Genomic DNA, 16250 nt, shown 5'->3' on the forward strand with positions numbered 1-16250 from the left:
CATGATGAGCATCACGGTCCACTTCGACCATGCAGACGGTGGTCAGGAAGAGCTGGAGGTCGAGCTTGAGCAATCCATTCGTGACGCCGCGGTCTCAGCTGGCGTGCCGGGCGTAGACGGCGAATGCGGGGGCCAACTCAACTGCGCCACTTGCCATCTGTATGTCGACGAGGAATTTACCGGCCACTTGCCGGCCATGAGCGATCTGGAAGACGCCATGCTTGACGCGACGGCTTCCCCCCGCGAACCACGCAGTCGCCTTAGCTGCCAAATCCGTGCGACTCCCGAGCTGGCCGGGTGCCGGTTCGGCATACCCGAATCGCAGTACTGAAACCCGTCCCCCCAACGCCGTGGAGGCACCCGTGCACGACATCTATCCGCTCCTCGATACGCTTCCTGCCGAATGGCTTGTACCGCCTGAGGAGCAGCCTGACTACCTCGAGGTGTTAGAAACACCGGGCCCCAACCTAGGTGAAGCCCTCAGTGACGCCCATGTGCGCGACGGACGGGGTGATGACATCGCGATCATCCATCACGAATCCAGTCGTAGCATCACGTACAGGGAGCTTGCCGAGCTCAGCACCCAAGCTGCCCGGGCCCTGCGCACCTTGGGTATCCGTCCCGGCGAGAGGGTCGCACTCAGAGGGGGCAACCGACCCGAGCTCCTCATTGCCGCACTTGGCGTGTGGAAGCTGGGTGCCGTCGTTGTGCCCGTTCCGGTCCTGTCACGGGCCTCGGAACTTGCCTTCTACCTTGAGGACACGGAACCTGCCGCCATCATCGTCGAGGCCGGCGCCCCGGACCTGGACATGGTGCTCGAGGAAACCACGCGGGCCGGCGTGCGTCACGTCATCGGCCTCGACAACAGGGGGAGCGAATCCCGCGTCCTGGACTGGGAAGCTTTGCTGGGCACAAGCGGCGACGAACCGCTCCCGCCCGTGGATCCCGATACCGTGGCGATCGTGTGGCACACCGGAGGAACCACGGGACGTCCGAAAGGCTGCTATCACACGCAGCGGCGGTTCCTGCTTGCCGGCGGGGCGCTGGGCCTGGCCCGCGAGACGGCTCCCGGGCAGCGCTGGATGGCCGCCGCTCCCATCGGCCACGCGCTTGGCATGATTTACCACACCAACTTCACGCTCCTCCACGGTGCCGCCGTGGTCATGGTGGAGAAGTTCACTGATGCCGGCCAGTTGCTGGAAGCCATGCGGACCCACAAGGTCACGACGTTCACCGCGATCACGGCCACCTGGATTGCCATGATGAACGCGATCGAAGCAGGGACTGCGGATGGCCCGCCGGGCAGCCTCGTGAACGGTTTTGCCATGTGGCAGTCCTCGTCGTCCTCCGATGTCTTCGATTGGTGGAAGGAACGCGGGATCACCCTGCTCAACAACTTTGGATCCACCGCCTTCGCAACATGGGTGCTGGTTCCGGGGCTGGGTCTCGAGACACCGCGAGGGTCACTGGGCGACGCAGCCCCCGGCTACGAAGTCCGGACCCTCGTTCCGGGGTCCGCGAACGGCGCACCCGCCGCGACTGCCGGGAACGACGTCGGACAAATGGCCGTGCGGGGCGTCTCGGGACTGACGTACTGGCGTCTGTCCGAGAAGCAGCGGGAGGACGTGCGCGAAGGTTGGGTGATTGTCGATGACCTCATTCAACGGGACGGCAACGGCTATGCGTACCTTGGCCGAACCGACTTCATGATCAGTAGCAACGGAAACAAAATCTCTCCCGGGGAAGTCGAAAACGTGCTCTCCACCCACCCGTCGGTCCGCGAGGTCGTCGTGATTGGGCTTCCGGATCCAGTACGACAGGAAATTGTCTCCGCGTTCGTGGTGGTCAAAGACGGCGTGAGCCCCTCCGACGACCTCCGGGCCGAGCTGCAGAACAAGGTCAAGCAGACGCTCTCGCCATACAAGTATCCGCGACGGCTTGAGTTCATCGACGCCCTGCCCCGGGATCATGTGGGCAAGGTACAGCCGAAGGTCATGAGGGAACGTGCCCTCGCAACGATGGTGGAGGAGACGGCCTAATGGAAAATACGGACATCCGCAGGGCCCGCAGCGGCCTTGTTTACGGACAGCGCGGTACCGGACCCGCCGTTCTCTTGGTACACGGTTGGTGCCTGGACCGCACCGCGTGGCTGTATCTGGAGCAGGACCTGGTTGACGCCGGATATGAAGTCATCACACCGGCGCTGGCCGGCTATGGCGCCTCCTCCGACGTCGCGGGACCCTACACGCTGTCAAGGCATGCCGGGGACATGAAGGACCTCTTGGACGAGTTGGACCTGAACGGCGTCACTGTTGTGGGATTCGCCCTCGGCGCAGCGGTGCTTCTTTCGCTCGAGGACTATGCACGCGTGGGAGGCATCGTAAGTATTGGAGTGCCAACCGCCGCAGGCGCCCCCTACGATCGCATGCGCCGGGCCATCAAACGCGACTGGCCCCTGTTCGCCCAGCGGTCCGTCACCACGATCTGCCACCGCAAGCAGAGCGACGCAACCTTGGCGTGGCTTGGACACATGTACGGGTCCACCCGGCTGGACGCGGCGATCGCCGGTACCGAACTGCTGGCGGAGTTTGAACCAACCACCGTTTCGCAGCGGTGGACCGTGCCCAGCACGTTCATCCATGGGGCCAACGACACGATCGTCTCCACGGAGGTGAGCGCAGAATGCGTGCGGCTTTTTGAGGGGGCGGAACTCGTGATCCTGGATGACTGCGGCCACTATGTGCCGCTTGACCAGAAAGATGCCCTCCTCGCCGAGGTCATCCGCCGAGCCGAAGGAACCGCCCATGAAGCCGCATAAGCCCCTTCGCGACGTCGCGATCGTCGGAGCGGGTCCCGTGGGTTCGGCCCTCGCCACACTGCTGGCGTGCCAGGGCCTCCATGTGCTGCTCATCGAGCAATCGGAAACTGTTTTCGCTCTGCCGCGGGCCGCGCACATAGATCACATGGGGCTTCGCACCCTTCAACAGATCGGCCTGCTCGACGAACTGCTGCCCGGAATGATTCCCAACCCCGGCCTCGAGTTCCGCAGCGGGGACGGTGTTCCGCTCATGCGGATCCCCGGTGACCAGGGGAGCATCTCGGGCCTCCCGGCAAGCATGTATTTCCACCAACCAACCTTGGACACCGCCTTGCGTCGGCGCGCGCTCGAACATCCCAATATTTCGGCCCGTATTCCAGCCCGCCTTGTATCGATCGAGCAGAGCGATGAAGGAGTGGTGCTCGGTCTGGAGGGCGAGGGCGGCGTGTCCATGACCGAGCAGGCGCGATGGCTGGTGGGCTGCGACGGTGCCTCCAGTACAGTCCGGGAATCGGCGGGACTCGAGCTCCAGTCCTACGACTTCGACGAGCACTGGCTCGTTGTCGACCTCAACCTGCCCGAATCGATCGACTGTCTGCCAAGCCACGCCGTTCACGTGTGCGATCCCGCCCGACCACACACGGCGATCCCCATGCCTGGTAACCGCTACCGCTTCGAGCTGCAGCTTCGTGCCGACGAGGACCCGGTCGAGGTGCAACAGCCTGCTTCGGTTGCGCACCTCCTGAGCGACTGGCTCGACATCAGCCAGGTCGATGTGGAACGGGCCGCCACGTACACCTTCCACGGGCTCGTCGCCCGGTCGTGGCGTCGCGGCCGCGTGCTGATTGCCGGCGATGCTGCCCACCAGATGCCTCCGTTCCTGGGCCAAGGCATGTGCTCCGGCCTGCGTGATGCCGTCAACCTTGCCTGGAAGCTGGCGCTGGTGGTCCGCGAAAATCTCACCGGACCGGCCGCTGACGCCCTCTTGGACAGCTACGTCGAGGAACGTCGGGAACATGTTGCCGCCATCACGACGGCGGTGGTGGACTTTGGTGCCGTCATCTCCACCCAGGATGTGGACAAGGCCCGCGCCCGTGATGAAGCCTACGCGGTGGACCCGCGGCCGATTGAACAGCGGATGCCCTTTTCCCTCCCGCATCTCGCGCCGGGACGGCTCGTTCTCGAGGGCGGCGGCAGGCTCTTTGGGCAAGCTGCAGCGGAGCCCGACGAACCACGGCTAGATGACCTCATCGGCAGCCGGTTCCTTGTGGTTGCCGCATCCGAGGCAGACATACCGGACCGGGATTGGTGGCAGGATGTTGCCGGAGCACACGTTGCCGTTGTGGGCGACGGGCTCGCGGACGCGTTCTTTGAAAGCGCACTCGCACGCGCCAATGCACACGTCATCGTCGTCAGGCCGGACCGCTACGTCCTCTCGTCCGGGGCGTCGGCCGAGAGCGCGCGCGACACCCTCGAGGGCATCCTCAGCCGCGCCGATCTCGCGGAGGTCTAGGTGGCGCTCATCGACGTCCACCGGGCAGGCGATGTAATCCGCATTGGCATCAATCGCCCCGGGAAGCACAACGCGATCGATGCGGAGCTTGTTGCCGAACTGGCGGCCGTCCTGGACAGCCTTCGGCATGAACCGTCCATCCTCGTCATCCACTCGACCACACCCGGCATCTTTGTTGCCGGTGCGGACATTGCCCAGCTGCGGGACCGCAGGTCAAACGATGCACTAGAAGGAATCAACGCCCATCTCTTCGACCGGATTGCGGCCCACCGATGGCCGGTCATCGCCGCGGTGGACGGCCCCGCAATCGGCGGCGGTTGCGAACTGGCCCTCGCATGCGATTTCAGAGTCGCGAGCAAACGGGCCCGCTTCGCCCAACCGGAGCCGCAACTCGGCATCCTTGCCGGTGCGGGGGCGAACTGGCGCCTGGCCCAGGTAGTCGGGCTGCAGACCGCCCGCCGCATGCTCCTTGCCGGGGAACAACTCGACGCCGAACAAGCCCTCGCGTCTGGCCTTGTGGACGAACTGGCGATACCGGAAGAGGTGCTGGACGCGGCCGGTGCGCTCGCGTCCCGCATGCTCCGCTCGTCGTGGCAGGCCCTTGAATTCACCAAGTCTGCCTTGCGCCTGGCCGGCGGCGAAGGAACCCTTCGTTTCGATCTGGCAGCGCAGGCTGTGTTGTTCGAGTCGGAGGAGAAGGACCAGCGGATGGATCGATTCCTCGCACGTCGCAAGGAGAAGAAATGAGTAATGCAGTGAACGCTGATAGCCCGGTAGCAGTCGTGGGAGCCGGCACCATGGGTGCCGGCATCGCACATGCCTTCCTGACCGCAGGAAACACGGTTGAGGTGCGGGAGGTCTCTGCGGCCGCGGCCGCGGCCGGACGCGAGCGGATTGTCCGTATGGTCCGGCAGTCTTTCGATCGGGGGCGGCTCGAGGAACCGATGGATGAAGTCCTCGGGCGGCTGTCGGTGACCGAGGGGCTCGACCGCCTCGGCCATGCGGGCCTCATAATCGAGGCGGTTCCGGAAATCCCTTCGTTGAAACACGAAACGTGGCGGACGATCTCGGATTCGGCCCATGGGGACGCGATTCTTGCGAGCAACACCAGCAGCATCGCGATTTCATCGATTGCCCGGAATGCGGCCCTTCCCGGGCGCTTGCTGGGCATGCATTTTTTCAATCCCGTGCCGTCGAGCCAGTTGGTGGAAGTGGTGCGCTGCGAGAACACCGAGGACCATGCTGTGGACGCGGCTTTGCTGTTCGTTCGGTCCCTAGGCAAAGAGCCAATCGTTGTCCGTGATTCGCCTGGATTTGCCTCAAGCCGGCTCGGTGTGGCGGTCGGCCTTGAAGCCGTCCGGATGCTTGAGGAGGGAGTGGCTTCTGCGGAGGACATAGACCGCGCCATGGTGCTCGGCTATAGATTCCCGGTGGGACCGCTTCGCCTCACGGACCTCGTGGGCTTGGATGTGCGCCTTGGAATTGCCGATTACCTTGCCGCCGAGCTCGGTGAGCGGTTCACGGCGCCGGCGCTGATGCGCACGATGGTTGACCAGGGACATCTGGGACGTAAATCGGGACGCGGCTTCTTCGACTGGACCTCGTAGCCTGCGCAGTGGCCAACACCTGAACGCTTTGGCCATTGTTGGGGCGGGTTCGTCAGCTCAAGACATCGAGCACGGTGGTGCTGCCACCCAACTGCTTGAGCACCCGCTCGGTGGTGCGTTTCAGGTGCTTGCTCCAAAGTTCCTGGGCTGCCTCGCCTTCATGGTGTTCGAGCAGGCCAATCACCTCGGCGTGCTGCTTGAGTGCGCTGCCATGATCCACGCTGAGCTGGTGTTCCTTCACGGCGGCTTTGAGCATGATGTCGCGGAGAAGGTCGCTGATCAGAATGAGGGTCTGGTTGCCGCTGAGCTGGACCAAGGTGCGGTGGAATCCCACCTTCTTGGAGAGGTCGTGCACTTCTTGCTCGCCCAGCTGTTCGTTCTCAAGAACGGCGCGCAGCAGCTCGATGTGCTCCTGGGTGCATTTCTCTGCAACCATCCGTACGCACGCGGGCTCGAAAATCTCCCGTGCCTGGTAGATGTCCGCGAGCGTTGCTCCCCGGAACTGCAGCACCAAGGCGGCATGGCGCGCGGCGAGATCGGAGGACGGCTCGTGCACGACGGCGCCACCACGGGCACCCCGGCGAACGGTGACCAGGTGCTCTGATTCGAGGATCCGCACTGCTTCGCGCAGTGTTGGGCGCGAGATCCCGAACTGCTGCATGAGCACGGATTCCGAGGGCAGGCTTTGGCCGGTGACGATCTCTCCGCGGATGATCTGGTTTCGAAGGGAAGCGGAGACGATTTCCGCGGCCTTCGGGATTTGTATGGACGTCCCGTATTTTCGCTCTGCGGGAGCTTGGTTCGTGACCGTCAAAGGGGCGTTCATCGAGCGACCTGCAATCTGTTGGCGAATCTGGGGGCAAAATCTTATCAGTTCAATTAGCTATATCTTATGACCTTTCTTGAGTTTTTGCTTGACCCATTCCAAATCATACAGCACAATCATCTTAACGAATAAGAGGATTCCAACCCCGGGTCCTGCCGACAAGAATGAGCAGAGGCGTGCACTCTATGAAAGCAACGACGACTGCCGGAACCGGACTGAGTACCGGCACCGCTGCGAATATGCAGGTTGGCGTCGTGGACTGCGACACCCACCCAATCGTCCCCCTGCGGGAACTGGTCGACTACGTGGCCGAGCCCTACCGAAGCCGACACTTCCTCAAGGACATCGAAGAATTCGACCAGAACTCTTCGCTGTACACCCCGCCCGCAACCACCACCCGCTCGGACTCGATCCCGCCTGCTGGCGGCGCTCCGGGCAGTGATCCGGACTTCCTCCGCCGGCAGGTGCTGGTGGAAGCCGGCGTGGACTATGCTTTCCTGATCTTCCTTCAGCCGAAGACCAAGTTCCATAATCCACAGCTTGATAGCGCAGTGTTCGCTGCCCACAACGAATGGATGGCCGACACGTGGCTGGGTAGGCACAACTGGCACGGCCGTTACCGAGGTTCGATCCGCGTTTCGACGCACGATCCCATCGCAGCCGCGCGCGAGATCGAAAAGTGGGCGGGACACCCGCATATCGGCCAGGTGTACATCGTTCCCGAGGATCCTGTTCCGCTCGGCAACCCGCAGTTCCACCCGATCTATGAGGCGGCCGAGCGGGCGGGCCTACCCATCGCCATGCATGTGACGGGTCGCCCCGGCATGTATAACCTCACGCCGACGGGTTTCGCCGGCTACCACATGGAGACCTTTACCCAGTGGCCGCTGTACTTCATGTCGAACATGGCAAGCATCGTGTTCGAGGGCGTGCTGGACAAGTACCCCGGTCTGAAATTCGTCAACGTCGAGGGTGGTTTCAGCTGGGCGGCGCCGTTCCTGTGGCGTCTGGACAAGGTCTGGGAGCGGATGCGCGGCGAGCTCACGGATTGTCGCCGGCGTCCCTCCGAATACGTAGCCGAATCGGTGCGCTTCACCACGCAACCACTGGAAGAACCGAAGAACCACCAGCACCTGGCCAAGGCCATGGATTGGCTTGATGCCAGCAAGGTGCTGATGTTCTCGAGCGACTATCCGCATTACGACTTCGACAGCCCAACATGGGTGATGCGCCAGCTGGGTCGTGACCGTAAAGAGCAAGTGCTGGCCGGAAACGCCATCGAGCTATATGGGCTGCCGTCTGAACGGCCCCGCGATGCCAATGATGACGAACGTGAAAAGTTCCTTGCCGACCCGCTCTCCGGCACCATCAGCCTCGTGCGGAAGACGACGGCGCCCCAGTACTTCGCCGAACAGGAGGACTGACGATGTCCACAACACCTGAACGGAAGAGCACCCTGGTAGCCAAAGTCGAAGAATTCCCGCCCGGGGCCATGCGGCTCGTCAAGGTCGGCAAACAAGGTGTCGGCGTCTACAACGTCGAAGGCCGCTACCATGCGCTGAGCAACTACTGTCCGCACCGCGGTGCCCCCCTTTGCCTTGGCGAAGTCGAAGGGTCCGTCAAGACGAACGGCGATCAGTATCAGCTGGAGTGGGAACGCGACGGAGAGTTTCTTCGCTGCCCCTGGCATGGCTGGGAGTTTGATATCGAGACCGGCCAAGCGCGGGCGCGCACGGAGTTCAAGGCACGTCGATGGAACATTTTCGTCGAAGACGACAGCATCTACCTGGAAGGGGCGTAGCCCGTGAACATCGAGACTGCACCAAGCGATGTCGCAGTGCGGACTGTGGACGCCGCCGTCTACCCGTCCTTCAAGAATGCTGCGGAGCTACGGGAGTACCTTCCCCGGCCCTACCGCGACCGGCCGTTCCCGGGAGTCTTGCGCTACCTTTTCGCGGTGCCGACCGGCGTTGGCCCTTATGGTACCTACAGCGAACTGGCCCGTGAAAGCGAAGACGCGCCCGGATCCGACCCACTGCTCGCCGCACGCCATGTGGCCGGCTACGGTAGCTCCGACGCGGTCCTCATGCCGCTTACCCGCGGGGTAAACCCGAACCTGGACCTCGGCAGCGCCATCTGTGCCGCCACTAACGACTGGCTCGCGGCGAAGTGGCTCCCGACGGCTGGCGAGGTCCGGTTCCACGGTACTATCCGCGTGAATCCACTGGACGTAGACGCAGCCATGAGGGAAGTCCAGCGCTGGGCGGGCGATGATCGCTTCGTGCAGGTGGGTGTCCCCCTTGAGTCACACATGCCGTACGGGCACAGGGTCTACCAGCGCTTGTGGGATGCGATCGCGGAAGCCGGGCTTCCGGTGGCCGTGCGCAACGACGGTTACTCCGGCGCCAGCTTCCACCCGACTCCGAGCGGATTCCCGCGGCACTACGCCGAGTTCGCCGCACTCCAGCAGAGCAACTTCATCTACCACCTGACTAGCCTCATCTGTGAAGGTGTCTTCGACCGAAATCCGGGCCTGCGCTGGGTCTTCACTGACGGCGGCTTCGATGTGCTCACTCCGCTGATGTGGCGTATGGACATGGACTGGCCAATCACTCGGGTCGAAACGCCGTGGGTTCCCAGGCTTCCGTCCGAATACCTGCGCGACCATGTCCGCTTCATCACCTCGCCCATCGAAGGTCCTCCGCAAGAGCTCCTGGAGGACTGGGCTGAAGTGAGCGACGCCGGCTCGCTGCTCATGTACGGCTCCGGCTATCCGATGTGGTCTTCGCAGGGGTCTGCCGAGGTGTTCGCTGGTGCGGACCCTGGCCTCCGGGCGGATATCCTGGGCGGAAATGCCGGTAGGTTCTTCCGGTTCCGGCCGACCCGATGAGCAGCACCAGCGGAGTGGTGGCCGACGTCGACGTCGTAGTGGTCGGTTTCGGGGCGGCGGGAGTGGCTGCGGCGATTTCCGCAGCCGAGTCCGGGGCCAGCGTGCTGGTCCTCGAGAAGCTTCCGCAGGAAGCCCACACGCCGTCTGCGGTCTTTGCCGGGTCCATGATCATGGTCGCCACGGACATCGATGCCGCCACCAGGTACCTGGAGGAATGTGCCCGCGACGCCGTTGGTCCCGCCGAATGTCGAGCCTGGGCGGAGGGCGCCGCGGAGCTCGAACAGTGGCTCAAAGACCGCATCCCGGAGCTTGAGGTACATGCCCTCGCCGGCCATCACGGCGGAGCCCTCTATCCCGAGTTTGACGGCGCCAGTGCTGTCATTACGCGCGACTTCCGCGGTCCGGGCCGTTCCAGCGGATCGGGCGAGTGGCTGTTCCGCCGCCTCGAACGGGTGATGGAGAAGACTGGCCGCGTGGAAGTCCGCTGGGGTGTGCGCGCGTCTCGGCTGCTAAGGACGAACAGGCGAATCGACGGCGTGTCTTGGGAAGACGACGCCGGGCAGCAGGCCCAGGTGCGTAGCCGTCGGGCTGTTGTTCTTGCGACCGGCGGTTTCGAGAACGATCAGGAACTCTGCCGAACCTACCTCCGGGCCTGGCCCATGTACTTTGCAGGAAATCCGGCCAACACCGGGGACGGCCTCCGGATGGCGCAGGCAGCAGGCGCCGGCCTGTGGCATATGCAGGTGGCAATCGGTCGCCAGGCTGCGAACTTTGACCTTGACGGGTTGGCCTGCAACTACCAGATGAGCATCGTCCCAGGGGCTTTCGTGGTGGTGGACAGTTCCGGCAAACGATTCTGTGACGAATCTGCCTATATTCCGATTCACACCACCTGGGCTGAGATGCAGGAATGGAACACCCGCGAGAGGGGATTCTCCAAGATTCCCGCGTACTGGGTGTTCGACGCCCGTCGGTTTGCGTCGCGGCTCGCCGCAGGCCCGCAGCCGCAGGGAACGTCCCGTCCGCGGTGGAGCGAGGACAACGTGGCTGAACTCGAGCGTGGCTGGGTTGTATCGGCGCCGACCATCCGGGAGCTGGCAGAGGAACTCGGCATGGACCCGGATGTACTTGAGTCTGAAGTGCGTGCGTTCAATGCCGCAGTCGACTCGGGCTCGGACGCGTGGGGCAGGGATGCTTCCACCTCGGAACCGCTGCGCCACGGGCCGTTCTACGCGGTCAGGATGTTTCCTGGCGGCGTGAACACCTCCGGTGGGCCCCGCCACGATGCGGGCGGCCGGGTTCTGGACGCGTTCGGGGAGCCCATCGAGGGGCTCTATGCGGCAGGCTCAGTCAGCCAGCTGATCGGATGCATTTATCCCTCGCCGGGTGCCGGGTGGTCGGAGGCCCTTGTGACAGGAACGATTGCAGGTGCTGAAGCGGCCAGAAATATTGACTCAAAGTCACCGCAACGTGATCTGAATCATTCTGATGATATAGACAACTATAGGAAGGGTGCTGATGCGCACTACAGCGGAATATCAGCCGATTGACCGGGACAACGACGTCAAGATCAATACGGGGTTCGCCCCCGATAGCCAGAATCGCATTCATCGCGGGCTGGACCTCAGCGATCTTACGAAGATGACCCCGACGGAGATCGACGCGTTCAAGGCTCATTACGCCAAGCAATTCGGTACGGCCCATAGTGGTCTCGACTGGTGGATCGACCAAAACCAGGAGGTCCTGAAGCGTTACCGCCTCTTCGGGAGCCTCTCACTGCCGGTGGTGCCCCGCACCATGGGCCATGGTTATATTGCCTACTATTCGCTTCTCGGGTTCGAAACCGGCGTACGCTATTGCGTGCACTCGGGACAGCAGGCCGGTCTCTCCAAAGCGCAGAGCCTGGAGACCATTGCGATGGCCTTCATGCACTGCGGGCCGCGTGGCATGGAACTCATAGCCAACGCACTGAGCGATTACGAATGGATCGAGCAGCCCGACAACCCTGCCAAGTTCCCCGACGGCTGGGCGGTGGACCGTGAAGCGTTTGCCTCCGGCCTCGATTTCAGCGACCCAGTCATGAGCAGTGCAGAGCTTGGCATGTTGCGTGACTGGTACCAAGAAAACTACGGTGAGATCCCCTGCTACGTAGACTTCCTGGGCCGCTATAAGCCTGAACTTCTCAAGGGCTACCGCAACCGTTTCGAGAACACGCTGTACCACTTGCCGAAGCAGATGTGGCCAACGACGCAGTTGTTCTTCGCGTGCCTGAGCCGCAACCGGGAAGGCATCAGGGAGAACGTGCTCCTGGCCAAGGCCTTCGGCGTCGCCAAGTCGGACGTGCTCACCATCATCGGAAATTCCTTGGTCTACGGCGAAATGGAAGCTGCCGAGCTGGTGCAACGCTCAGCCGGCGACATCTTCGAGGCCTGGGCCGACTGAACTGAGGCAAAAAGCATGGACACAAAGAAGTGCACCAGGAAAGCTGAGGCGGTGAGTGGCGATGACTCAAACTGAAACAACGGCACCGGCTCGGACCGGCTCCCTAAATTCCCTACGGCGCCGCAGATCCAGAGCCAAGCTGAAGAGGTTTAGCGAACGAGCAGTGCACGTAGTCGTGGTGCTTCTGGTGGTCAGTTTCGTGACGATGCTGCTGCTCGATCTCTCGCCCGGGGACCCGGCCCGGATTGCCGCCGGCGACAACGCGAGTCCGGAACAGCTTGCGGCCGCCCGCGAGCAGCTCAATCTCGACCAGCCCATGTTTGTACGGTGGCTGCTCTGGCTCGGAGGCATGCTTAGGGGAGACTTCGGAACCTCCCTCCGGACGGGCCAGCAGGTTATGACCGTGATCATGGAACGACTTCCCGTGACCTTCGAGATTGCAGTGCTCTCGCTCCTTCTCGGCCTCGTCATCGCGATTCCGCTCGGAACGCTGTGCGCCTACCTGGCCAACAGCACCTTTGACCGGGTGGTCCAAGTAGTCAGTTCCGTGCTCATTTCGACTCCCAGCTTCCTCACGGCCTTGCTGTTCTCGTTCTTCCTTGCGGTCCAGGTGCATCTGTTTCCGATCGGCGGCTGGGTGTCATTCACGGCAAATCCCGGGCAGAACCTCAGATACGTGGCGCTGGCAGTGATCACTCTTGGCCTGGCGGAAGCAGTGGTCTTCGCCCGGCTCCTGAGAAGCGACATGCTGGTGGTCCTGCGCCAGGAGTACATCCTGGCCGCAACCGCCCGTGGCCTCCGGCCCATAGTGATCCTCGTCCGGCACGCGCTAAGGCCATCGTCCTTTTCGCTGGTTACGCTCGCCGGACTGAGCCTGGGCAGGCTCATCGGTGGAACCGTCACGATCGAGGTCATCTTCTCCATACCGGGAATCGGGCAACTCCTCTACCAGTCCATTCTCAACAAGGACATCGTGACGGTGCAGGGAGCAGTCGCGTTCATCGCCGTCGCATATGTATTGGTCAACGCCTTGGTGGACTTGATCTACGCCAAACTTGACCCTCGAATCGGCATGGGAGGCAAGCGCCGGTGACAATCACAAAGCCAACAATTCCCAACGCCCCGCACAAGAAGGAAGCGGCAAAGAAGCCTCTTCCGTTCACGATGCGCCGCCGCCGGCCCCACAAAGTCGAACTCTATGTGGCGTTCTTCTGGTTTGGCCTCATCGTGTTCGCAGCTGTCGCTGCGGACTGGCTCCCGCTTCGCAACTTCGAGGCCTCGGAAGGACCCGCGCGGCTGGCACCGTTCGCCAACCCGAACTGGATCCTGGGCACGGACCAACTGGGCCGCGATGTGCTTGCGCGGCTTGTCTACGGTGCCCGTGTGTCGCTCATCGTCTCGGTCTCCGCCGTCGTGGTTGGAATGATCGTCGGGGGGCTTTTGGGTGCCACAGCGGGGTACTTGCGGGGCAAAGTCGAGGTCATCTTCAACATCATCATCGACTCGGCACTGGCCTTCCCGCCGCTGATCCTCTTGCTGGCAGTCACGGCAGTCCTGACGCCGAGCCTGCCGAGCCTGACCGCTGCGCTGACGCTACTGACGATTCCCGCGTTCGCACGTCTCGCCCGGGCCGGCACGCTGCCGCTACGAAACCGGGAGTTCGTCCAGGCGGCGAAGTCCATGGGCGCCCGCGACGGTCGGATCATCGTCAAAGAGATCCTGCCGAGTGTTACGCCGTCGCTAATGGCCTACGGCTTCGTCGTCGCCGCGACGGTCATAGTGGCCGAAGGCTCACTGAGCTTCCTCGGCCTGGGCATTCCGCCACCGGCTCCCAGCTGGGGCGGCATGATCGCCAACTCGAGGTCGCTCCTGGCACAGGCACCTTGGCTCATCTTCTTGCCCGCCGTTGCCCTGGTGCTCACCGTGCATTCGCTCAACGTGATCGGGAATTGGGCCCGCGAGCTGGCCGAGGCACCCACGAAATCGAAGGGAGCGTGACCTCTATGAGGGCAGTAGAGCAGGTTGACACGGAAGCCGATCCCAGCATCGGGGAAGTAAAAGAGGCCACACGGCTCCTGGAGGTGAGCGATCTTCGTACCTGGTTCGACACCCACCAAGGAACCGTCCATGCCGTTGACGGTGTGGACGTCACCGTAGAGCGGGGAAAGACGTTGGGAATCGTCGGGGAGTCGGGTTCGGGGAAGTCAGTCCTCGGGCGCTCTATCATGAACCTCATTAGTCCCAAGGCACTCAAGCCGAGCGGGACCGTACATTTGAACGGCACCGACATCAGGAGCCTGGCGCGTAAGGACCTTCGCGAGCTGTGGGGCCCTGTAGTGTCCATGGTTTTCCAGGACCCGATGACCTCACTCAACCCGGTTCGTCGGATAGGGGACTTGCTGGTCGAGGGCATGAAGGAGCATTTGTCCCTCGACAAGGCAGAACGGTTGGAACGTGCCATCGGCCTGCTGCGCCGGGTCGGTATCCCGGAGCCGGAACGCCGGATGCGCCAGTTCCCGCATGAGCTCTCGGGGGGCATGCGCCAGCGGGTGGGCATCGCGATAGCCCTTGCTTGCAGACCGCAACTCCTGATCGCCGATGAGCCTACGACAGCCCTGGACGTGACAATCCAGCGCCAGATCCTGGACCTCTTGAGTGAGCTGCAGGAACAGAACGGCATGGGCATGATCCTTATTACCCATAACCTGGGGGTCGCCGCGGGGCGTACCGACGATATCGCGGTGATGTATGCAGGCCGGATCATTGAACAAGGCCCCACCCGAAAGGTGTTCGCCCAGACCCGGCACCCCTACACACAAGCGCTGCTTGGCTCCTTGCCCAAGCTCTCCGAGCCACCGCACACTCGGCTCAGTGCACCCCCCGGCCGACCCCCGGTGGTGATCGATCCTCCGAATCAATGCCGGTTTGCCGAGCGCTGCTTGCGGGCACAGCCGGAATGCCTGACCCAGGATCCGCCCCTCGTTCACGACCCGGGCACGGGAACATCTGTGGCGTGCTTCTTCCCGGTGGGAACCGAAGTGGGCGAGCGGGCTCTGGCAGAGAATCGGAAAAGGGGAACTACCCCCGCCGGCCTCAATATTGAGAGGGTGATGTCCTGATGGCAGGAAGCGGAAAGGCCCATCTCCGCGATACAGACGATGTTCTGTTGCGGGTGGAGGACATCGTTGTGGAATACGAGACAGAAGCGGGCACGGTATATGCCGTTTCCAACGTCTCCCTCGACGTGCGTCGGGGTGAAACGCTCGGCATCGTGGGCGAATCAGGCTGCGGCAAGTCGACGTTGGGCCGCGCCATGACCATGCTTGATCCGCCCACTTCGGGAACGATCGACTTTGCCGGTCACGGGGTGACTACGTTGTCGGCGTCGAAACGCCGGCAGCTGCGCCCCAAACTGCAGGTCATTTTCCAAGACCCGATCTCGGCGCTGAATCCGCGCCGCACTGTGCGCAAGATTATCGGCGAAGGGCCGGAAATATGGGGTCGAAAGGTAAGCGACGAACAGATCAATGAACTGATCGCCGCCGTCGGCCTCGATCCCCAGGCGGTCGGCGACCGACGGCCCGGCGAGATGTCTGGTGGACAGTGCCAGCGCGTGGCCATTGCGCGTGCGCTGATGCTCGAGCCGGACGTGATCCTGTGTGACGAGCCGGTGTCCTCGCTGGATGTGTCCGTCCAGGCTCAGGTGCTCAATCTCCTGGAGCGTCTGCGCGAGGAGCGGGAGCTCACTCTGGTGTTCATTGCCCACGATCTGGGGGTAGTCAAGAACATCAGCGATCGTACCGCCGTCATGTATCTCGGCAAGCTCTGCGAAGTTGTACCGTCCGGCGACCTTCACCGCTTTCCGTCCCATCCATACACGCGGGCCTTGCTCGAGGCAATACCCGTTCCGGACCCTGAAGTTGAAATCCTGCCGATGGAGATTGCGGGAGATCTGCCCTCGCCCCTGGCTCCGCCGTCGGGTTGCCGCTTCAGGACACGTTGTGTCATGGCGACCAATCGGTGCGCGGCCGAGGAGCCCCAGATGAGGGAGGTGCGCCCCGGTCACTTCGCGGCGTGCCACTACTCGGAAGACTTGCTGGCACGAGCCGAAGCCGAACAAGCTTCTGGCCAAGAGCCGGCGCCGGTGGCATGAG

Annotated in this window: 16 protein-coding genes; 15 read left to right on the plus strand and 1 reads right to left on the minus strand. The window is 63.0% G+C overall.

Translation table 11 applies throughout. The annotated features are described in order from the left end of the window. The first annotated feature begins 1 nt into the window (after nucleotide 1). Genes AB0323_RS20285 through AB0323_RS20310 form a run of 6 tightly spaced genes read left to right on the plus strand, consistent with a single transcriptional unit; the run spans nucleotide 2 to nucleotide 5938 of the window. Nucleotides 2-331: a 2Fe-2S iron-sulfur cluster-binding protein gene (locus tag AB0323_RS20285; RefSeq protein ID WP_366178935.1), complete on the plus strand. Its 330-nt coding sequence runs from the start codon at nucleotides 2-4 to the stop codon at nucleotides 329-331. A gap of 31 nt (nucleotides 332-362) precedes the next feature. Beyond that, complete coding sequence (locus tag AB0323_RS20290; RefSeq protein WP_366178936.1) at nucleotides 363-2039, plus strand: class I adenylate-forming enzyme family protein; 1677 nt, start codon at nucleotides 363-365, stop codon at nucleotides 2037-2039. Beyond that, the gene (locus AB0323_RS20295; RefSeq protein ID WP_366178937.1) at nucleotides 2039-2818 is read left to right on the plus strand and encodes an alpha/beta hydrolase; all 780 of its coding nucleotides are present in this window, start codon (nucleotides 2039-2041) and stop codon (nucleotides 2816-2818) included. The genes AB0323_RS20290 and AB0323_RS20295 overlap by 1 nt, the downstream gene beginning before the upstream one ends. Continuing rightward, the gene (locus AB0323_RS20300) at nucleotides 2805-4331 is read left to right on the plus strand and encodes a bifunctional 3-(3-hydroxy-phenyl)propionate/3-hydroxycinnamic acid hydroxylase (protein WP_366178938.1); all 1527 of its coding nucleotides are present in this window, start codon (nucleotides 2805-2807) and stop codon (nucleotides 4329-4331) included. The genes AB0323_RS20295 and AB0323_RS20300 overlap by 14 nt, the downstream gene beginning before the upstream one ends. After that, nucleotides 4332-5078 (plus strand): enoyl-CoA hydratase/isomerase family protein, encoded by a 747-nt coding sequence (locus AB0323_RS20305; RefSeq protein ID WP_366178939.1) that lies wholly within the window; start codon nucleotides 4332-4334, stop codon nucleotides 5076-5078. It begins immediately after the preceding gene. Next, nucleotides 5075-5938: a 3-hydroxyacyl-CoA dehydrogenase family protein gene (locus AB0323_RS20310; RefSeq protein ID WP_366178940.1), complete on the plus strand. Its 864-nt coding sequence runs from the start codon at nucleotides 5075-5077 to the stop codon at nucleotides 5936-5938. Before AB0323_RS20305 ends, AB0323_RS20310 begins: the two co-directional genes overlap by 4 nt. A 52-nt stretch (nucleotides 5939-5990) precedes the next feature. Here AB0323_RS20310 and AB0323_RS20315 read toward each other — a convergent pair whose 3' ends face one another. After that, nucleotides 5991-6764, minus strand: a complete 774-nt coding sequence (locus tag AB0323_RS20315; RefSeq protein ID WP_366178941.1) for an FCD domain-containing protein — start codon at nucleotides 6762-6764, stop codon at nucleotides 5991-5993. 239 nt (nucleotides 6765-7003) lie between these two features. On the opposite strand from AB0323_RS20315, the gene AB0323_RS20320 reads away from it, so the two are divergent. The 9 genes from AB0323_RS20320 to AB0323_RS20360 all read left to right on the plus strand — a co-directional run bounded on the left by AB0323_RS20320 (nucleotide 7004) and on the right by AB0323_RS20360 (nucleotide 16249). Beyond that, entirely contained in the window at nucleotides 7004-8188 is a 1185-nt protein-coding gene (locus AB0323_RS20320; protein WP_366178942.1) for an amidohydrolase family protein, read from the plus strand. Between the two features lie 2 nt (nucleotides 8189-8190). Then, nucleotides 8191-8565, plus strand: coding sequence for a Rieske (2Fe-2S) protein (locus AB0323_RS20325; protein WP_366178943.1), 375 nt, complete (start codon nucleotides 8191-8193; stop codon nucleotides 8563-8565). A 3-nt stretch (nucleotides 8566-8568) separates the two neighbouring features. Then, entirely contained in the window at nucleotides 8569-9654 is a 1086-nt protein-coding gene (locus AB0323_RS20330; protein ID WP_366178944.1) for an amidohydrolase family protein, read from the plus strand. Next, on the plus strand, nucleotides 9651-11204 hold the full coding sequence (locus AB0323_RS20335) for an FAD-binding protein (protein WP_366178945.1): 1554 nt from the start codon (nucleotides 9651-9653) through the stop codon (nucleotides 11202-11204). Before AB0323_RS20330 ends, AB0323_RS20335 begins: the two co-directional genes overlap by 4 nt. Continuing rightward, nucleotides 11173-12096, plus strand: a complete 924-nt coding sequence (locus AB0323_RS20340; RefSeq protein ID WP_366178946.1) for a hypothetical protein — start codon at nucleotides 11173-11175, stop codon at nucleotides 12094-12096. Before AB0323_RS20335 ends, AB0323_RS20340 begins: the two co-directional genes overlap by 32 nt. A 163-nt stretch (nucleotides 12097-12259) precedes the next feature. Continuing rightward, the gene (locus AB0323_RS20345) at nucleotides 12260-13189 is read left to right on the plus strand and encodes an ABC transporter permease (protein ID WP_366178947.1); all 930 of its coding nucleotides are present in this window, start codon (nucleotides 12260-12262) and stop codon (nucleotides 13187-13189) included. Then, nucleotides 13186-14094 carry an ABC transporter permease gene (locus tag AB0323_RS20350; RefSeq protein WP_366178948.1) on the plus strand — a complete coding sequence of 303 codons (909 nt, stop codon included), beginning with the start codon at nucleotides 13186-13188 and terminating at the stop codon, nucleotides 14092-14094. Before AB0323_RS20345 ends, AB0323_RS20350 begins: the two co-directional genes overlap by 4 nt. A gap of 5 nt (nucleotides 14095-14099) precedes the next feature. After that, a complete protein-coding gene (locus tag AB0323_RS20355) occupies nucleotides 14100-15215 on the plus strand; it encodes an ABC transporter ATP-binding protein (protein ID WP_366178950.1) in 1116 nt (371 codons plus the stop codon). Further along, nucleotides 15215-16249 carry an oligopeptide/dipeptide ABC transporter ATP-binding protein gene (locus AB0323_RS20360; RefSeq protein WP_366178951.1) on the plus strand — a complete coding sequence of 345 codons (1035 nt, stop codon included), beginning with the start codon at nucleotides 15215-15217 and terminating at the stop codon, nucleotides 16247-16249. Before AB0323_RS20355 ends, AB0323_RS20360 begins: the two co-directional genes overlap by 1 nt. Nucleotide 16250: the final 1 nt, after the last annotated feature.

The sequence above is a fragment of the Arthrobacter sp. NPDC080031 genome (assembly GCF_040702485.1).
Taxonomy (GTDB): domain Bacteria; phylum Actinomycetota; class Actinomycetes; order Actinomycetales; family Micrococcaceae; genus Arthrobacter.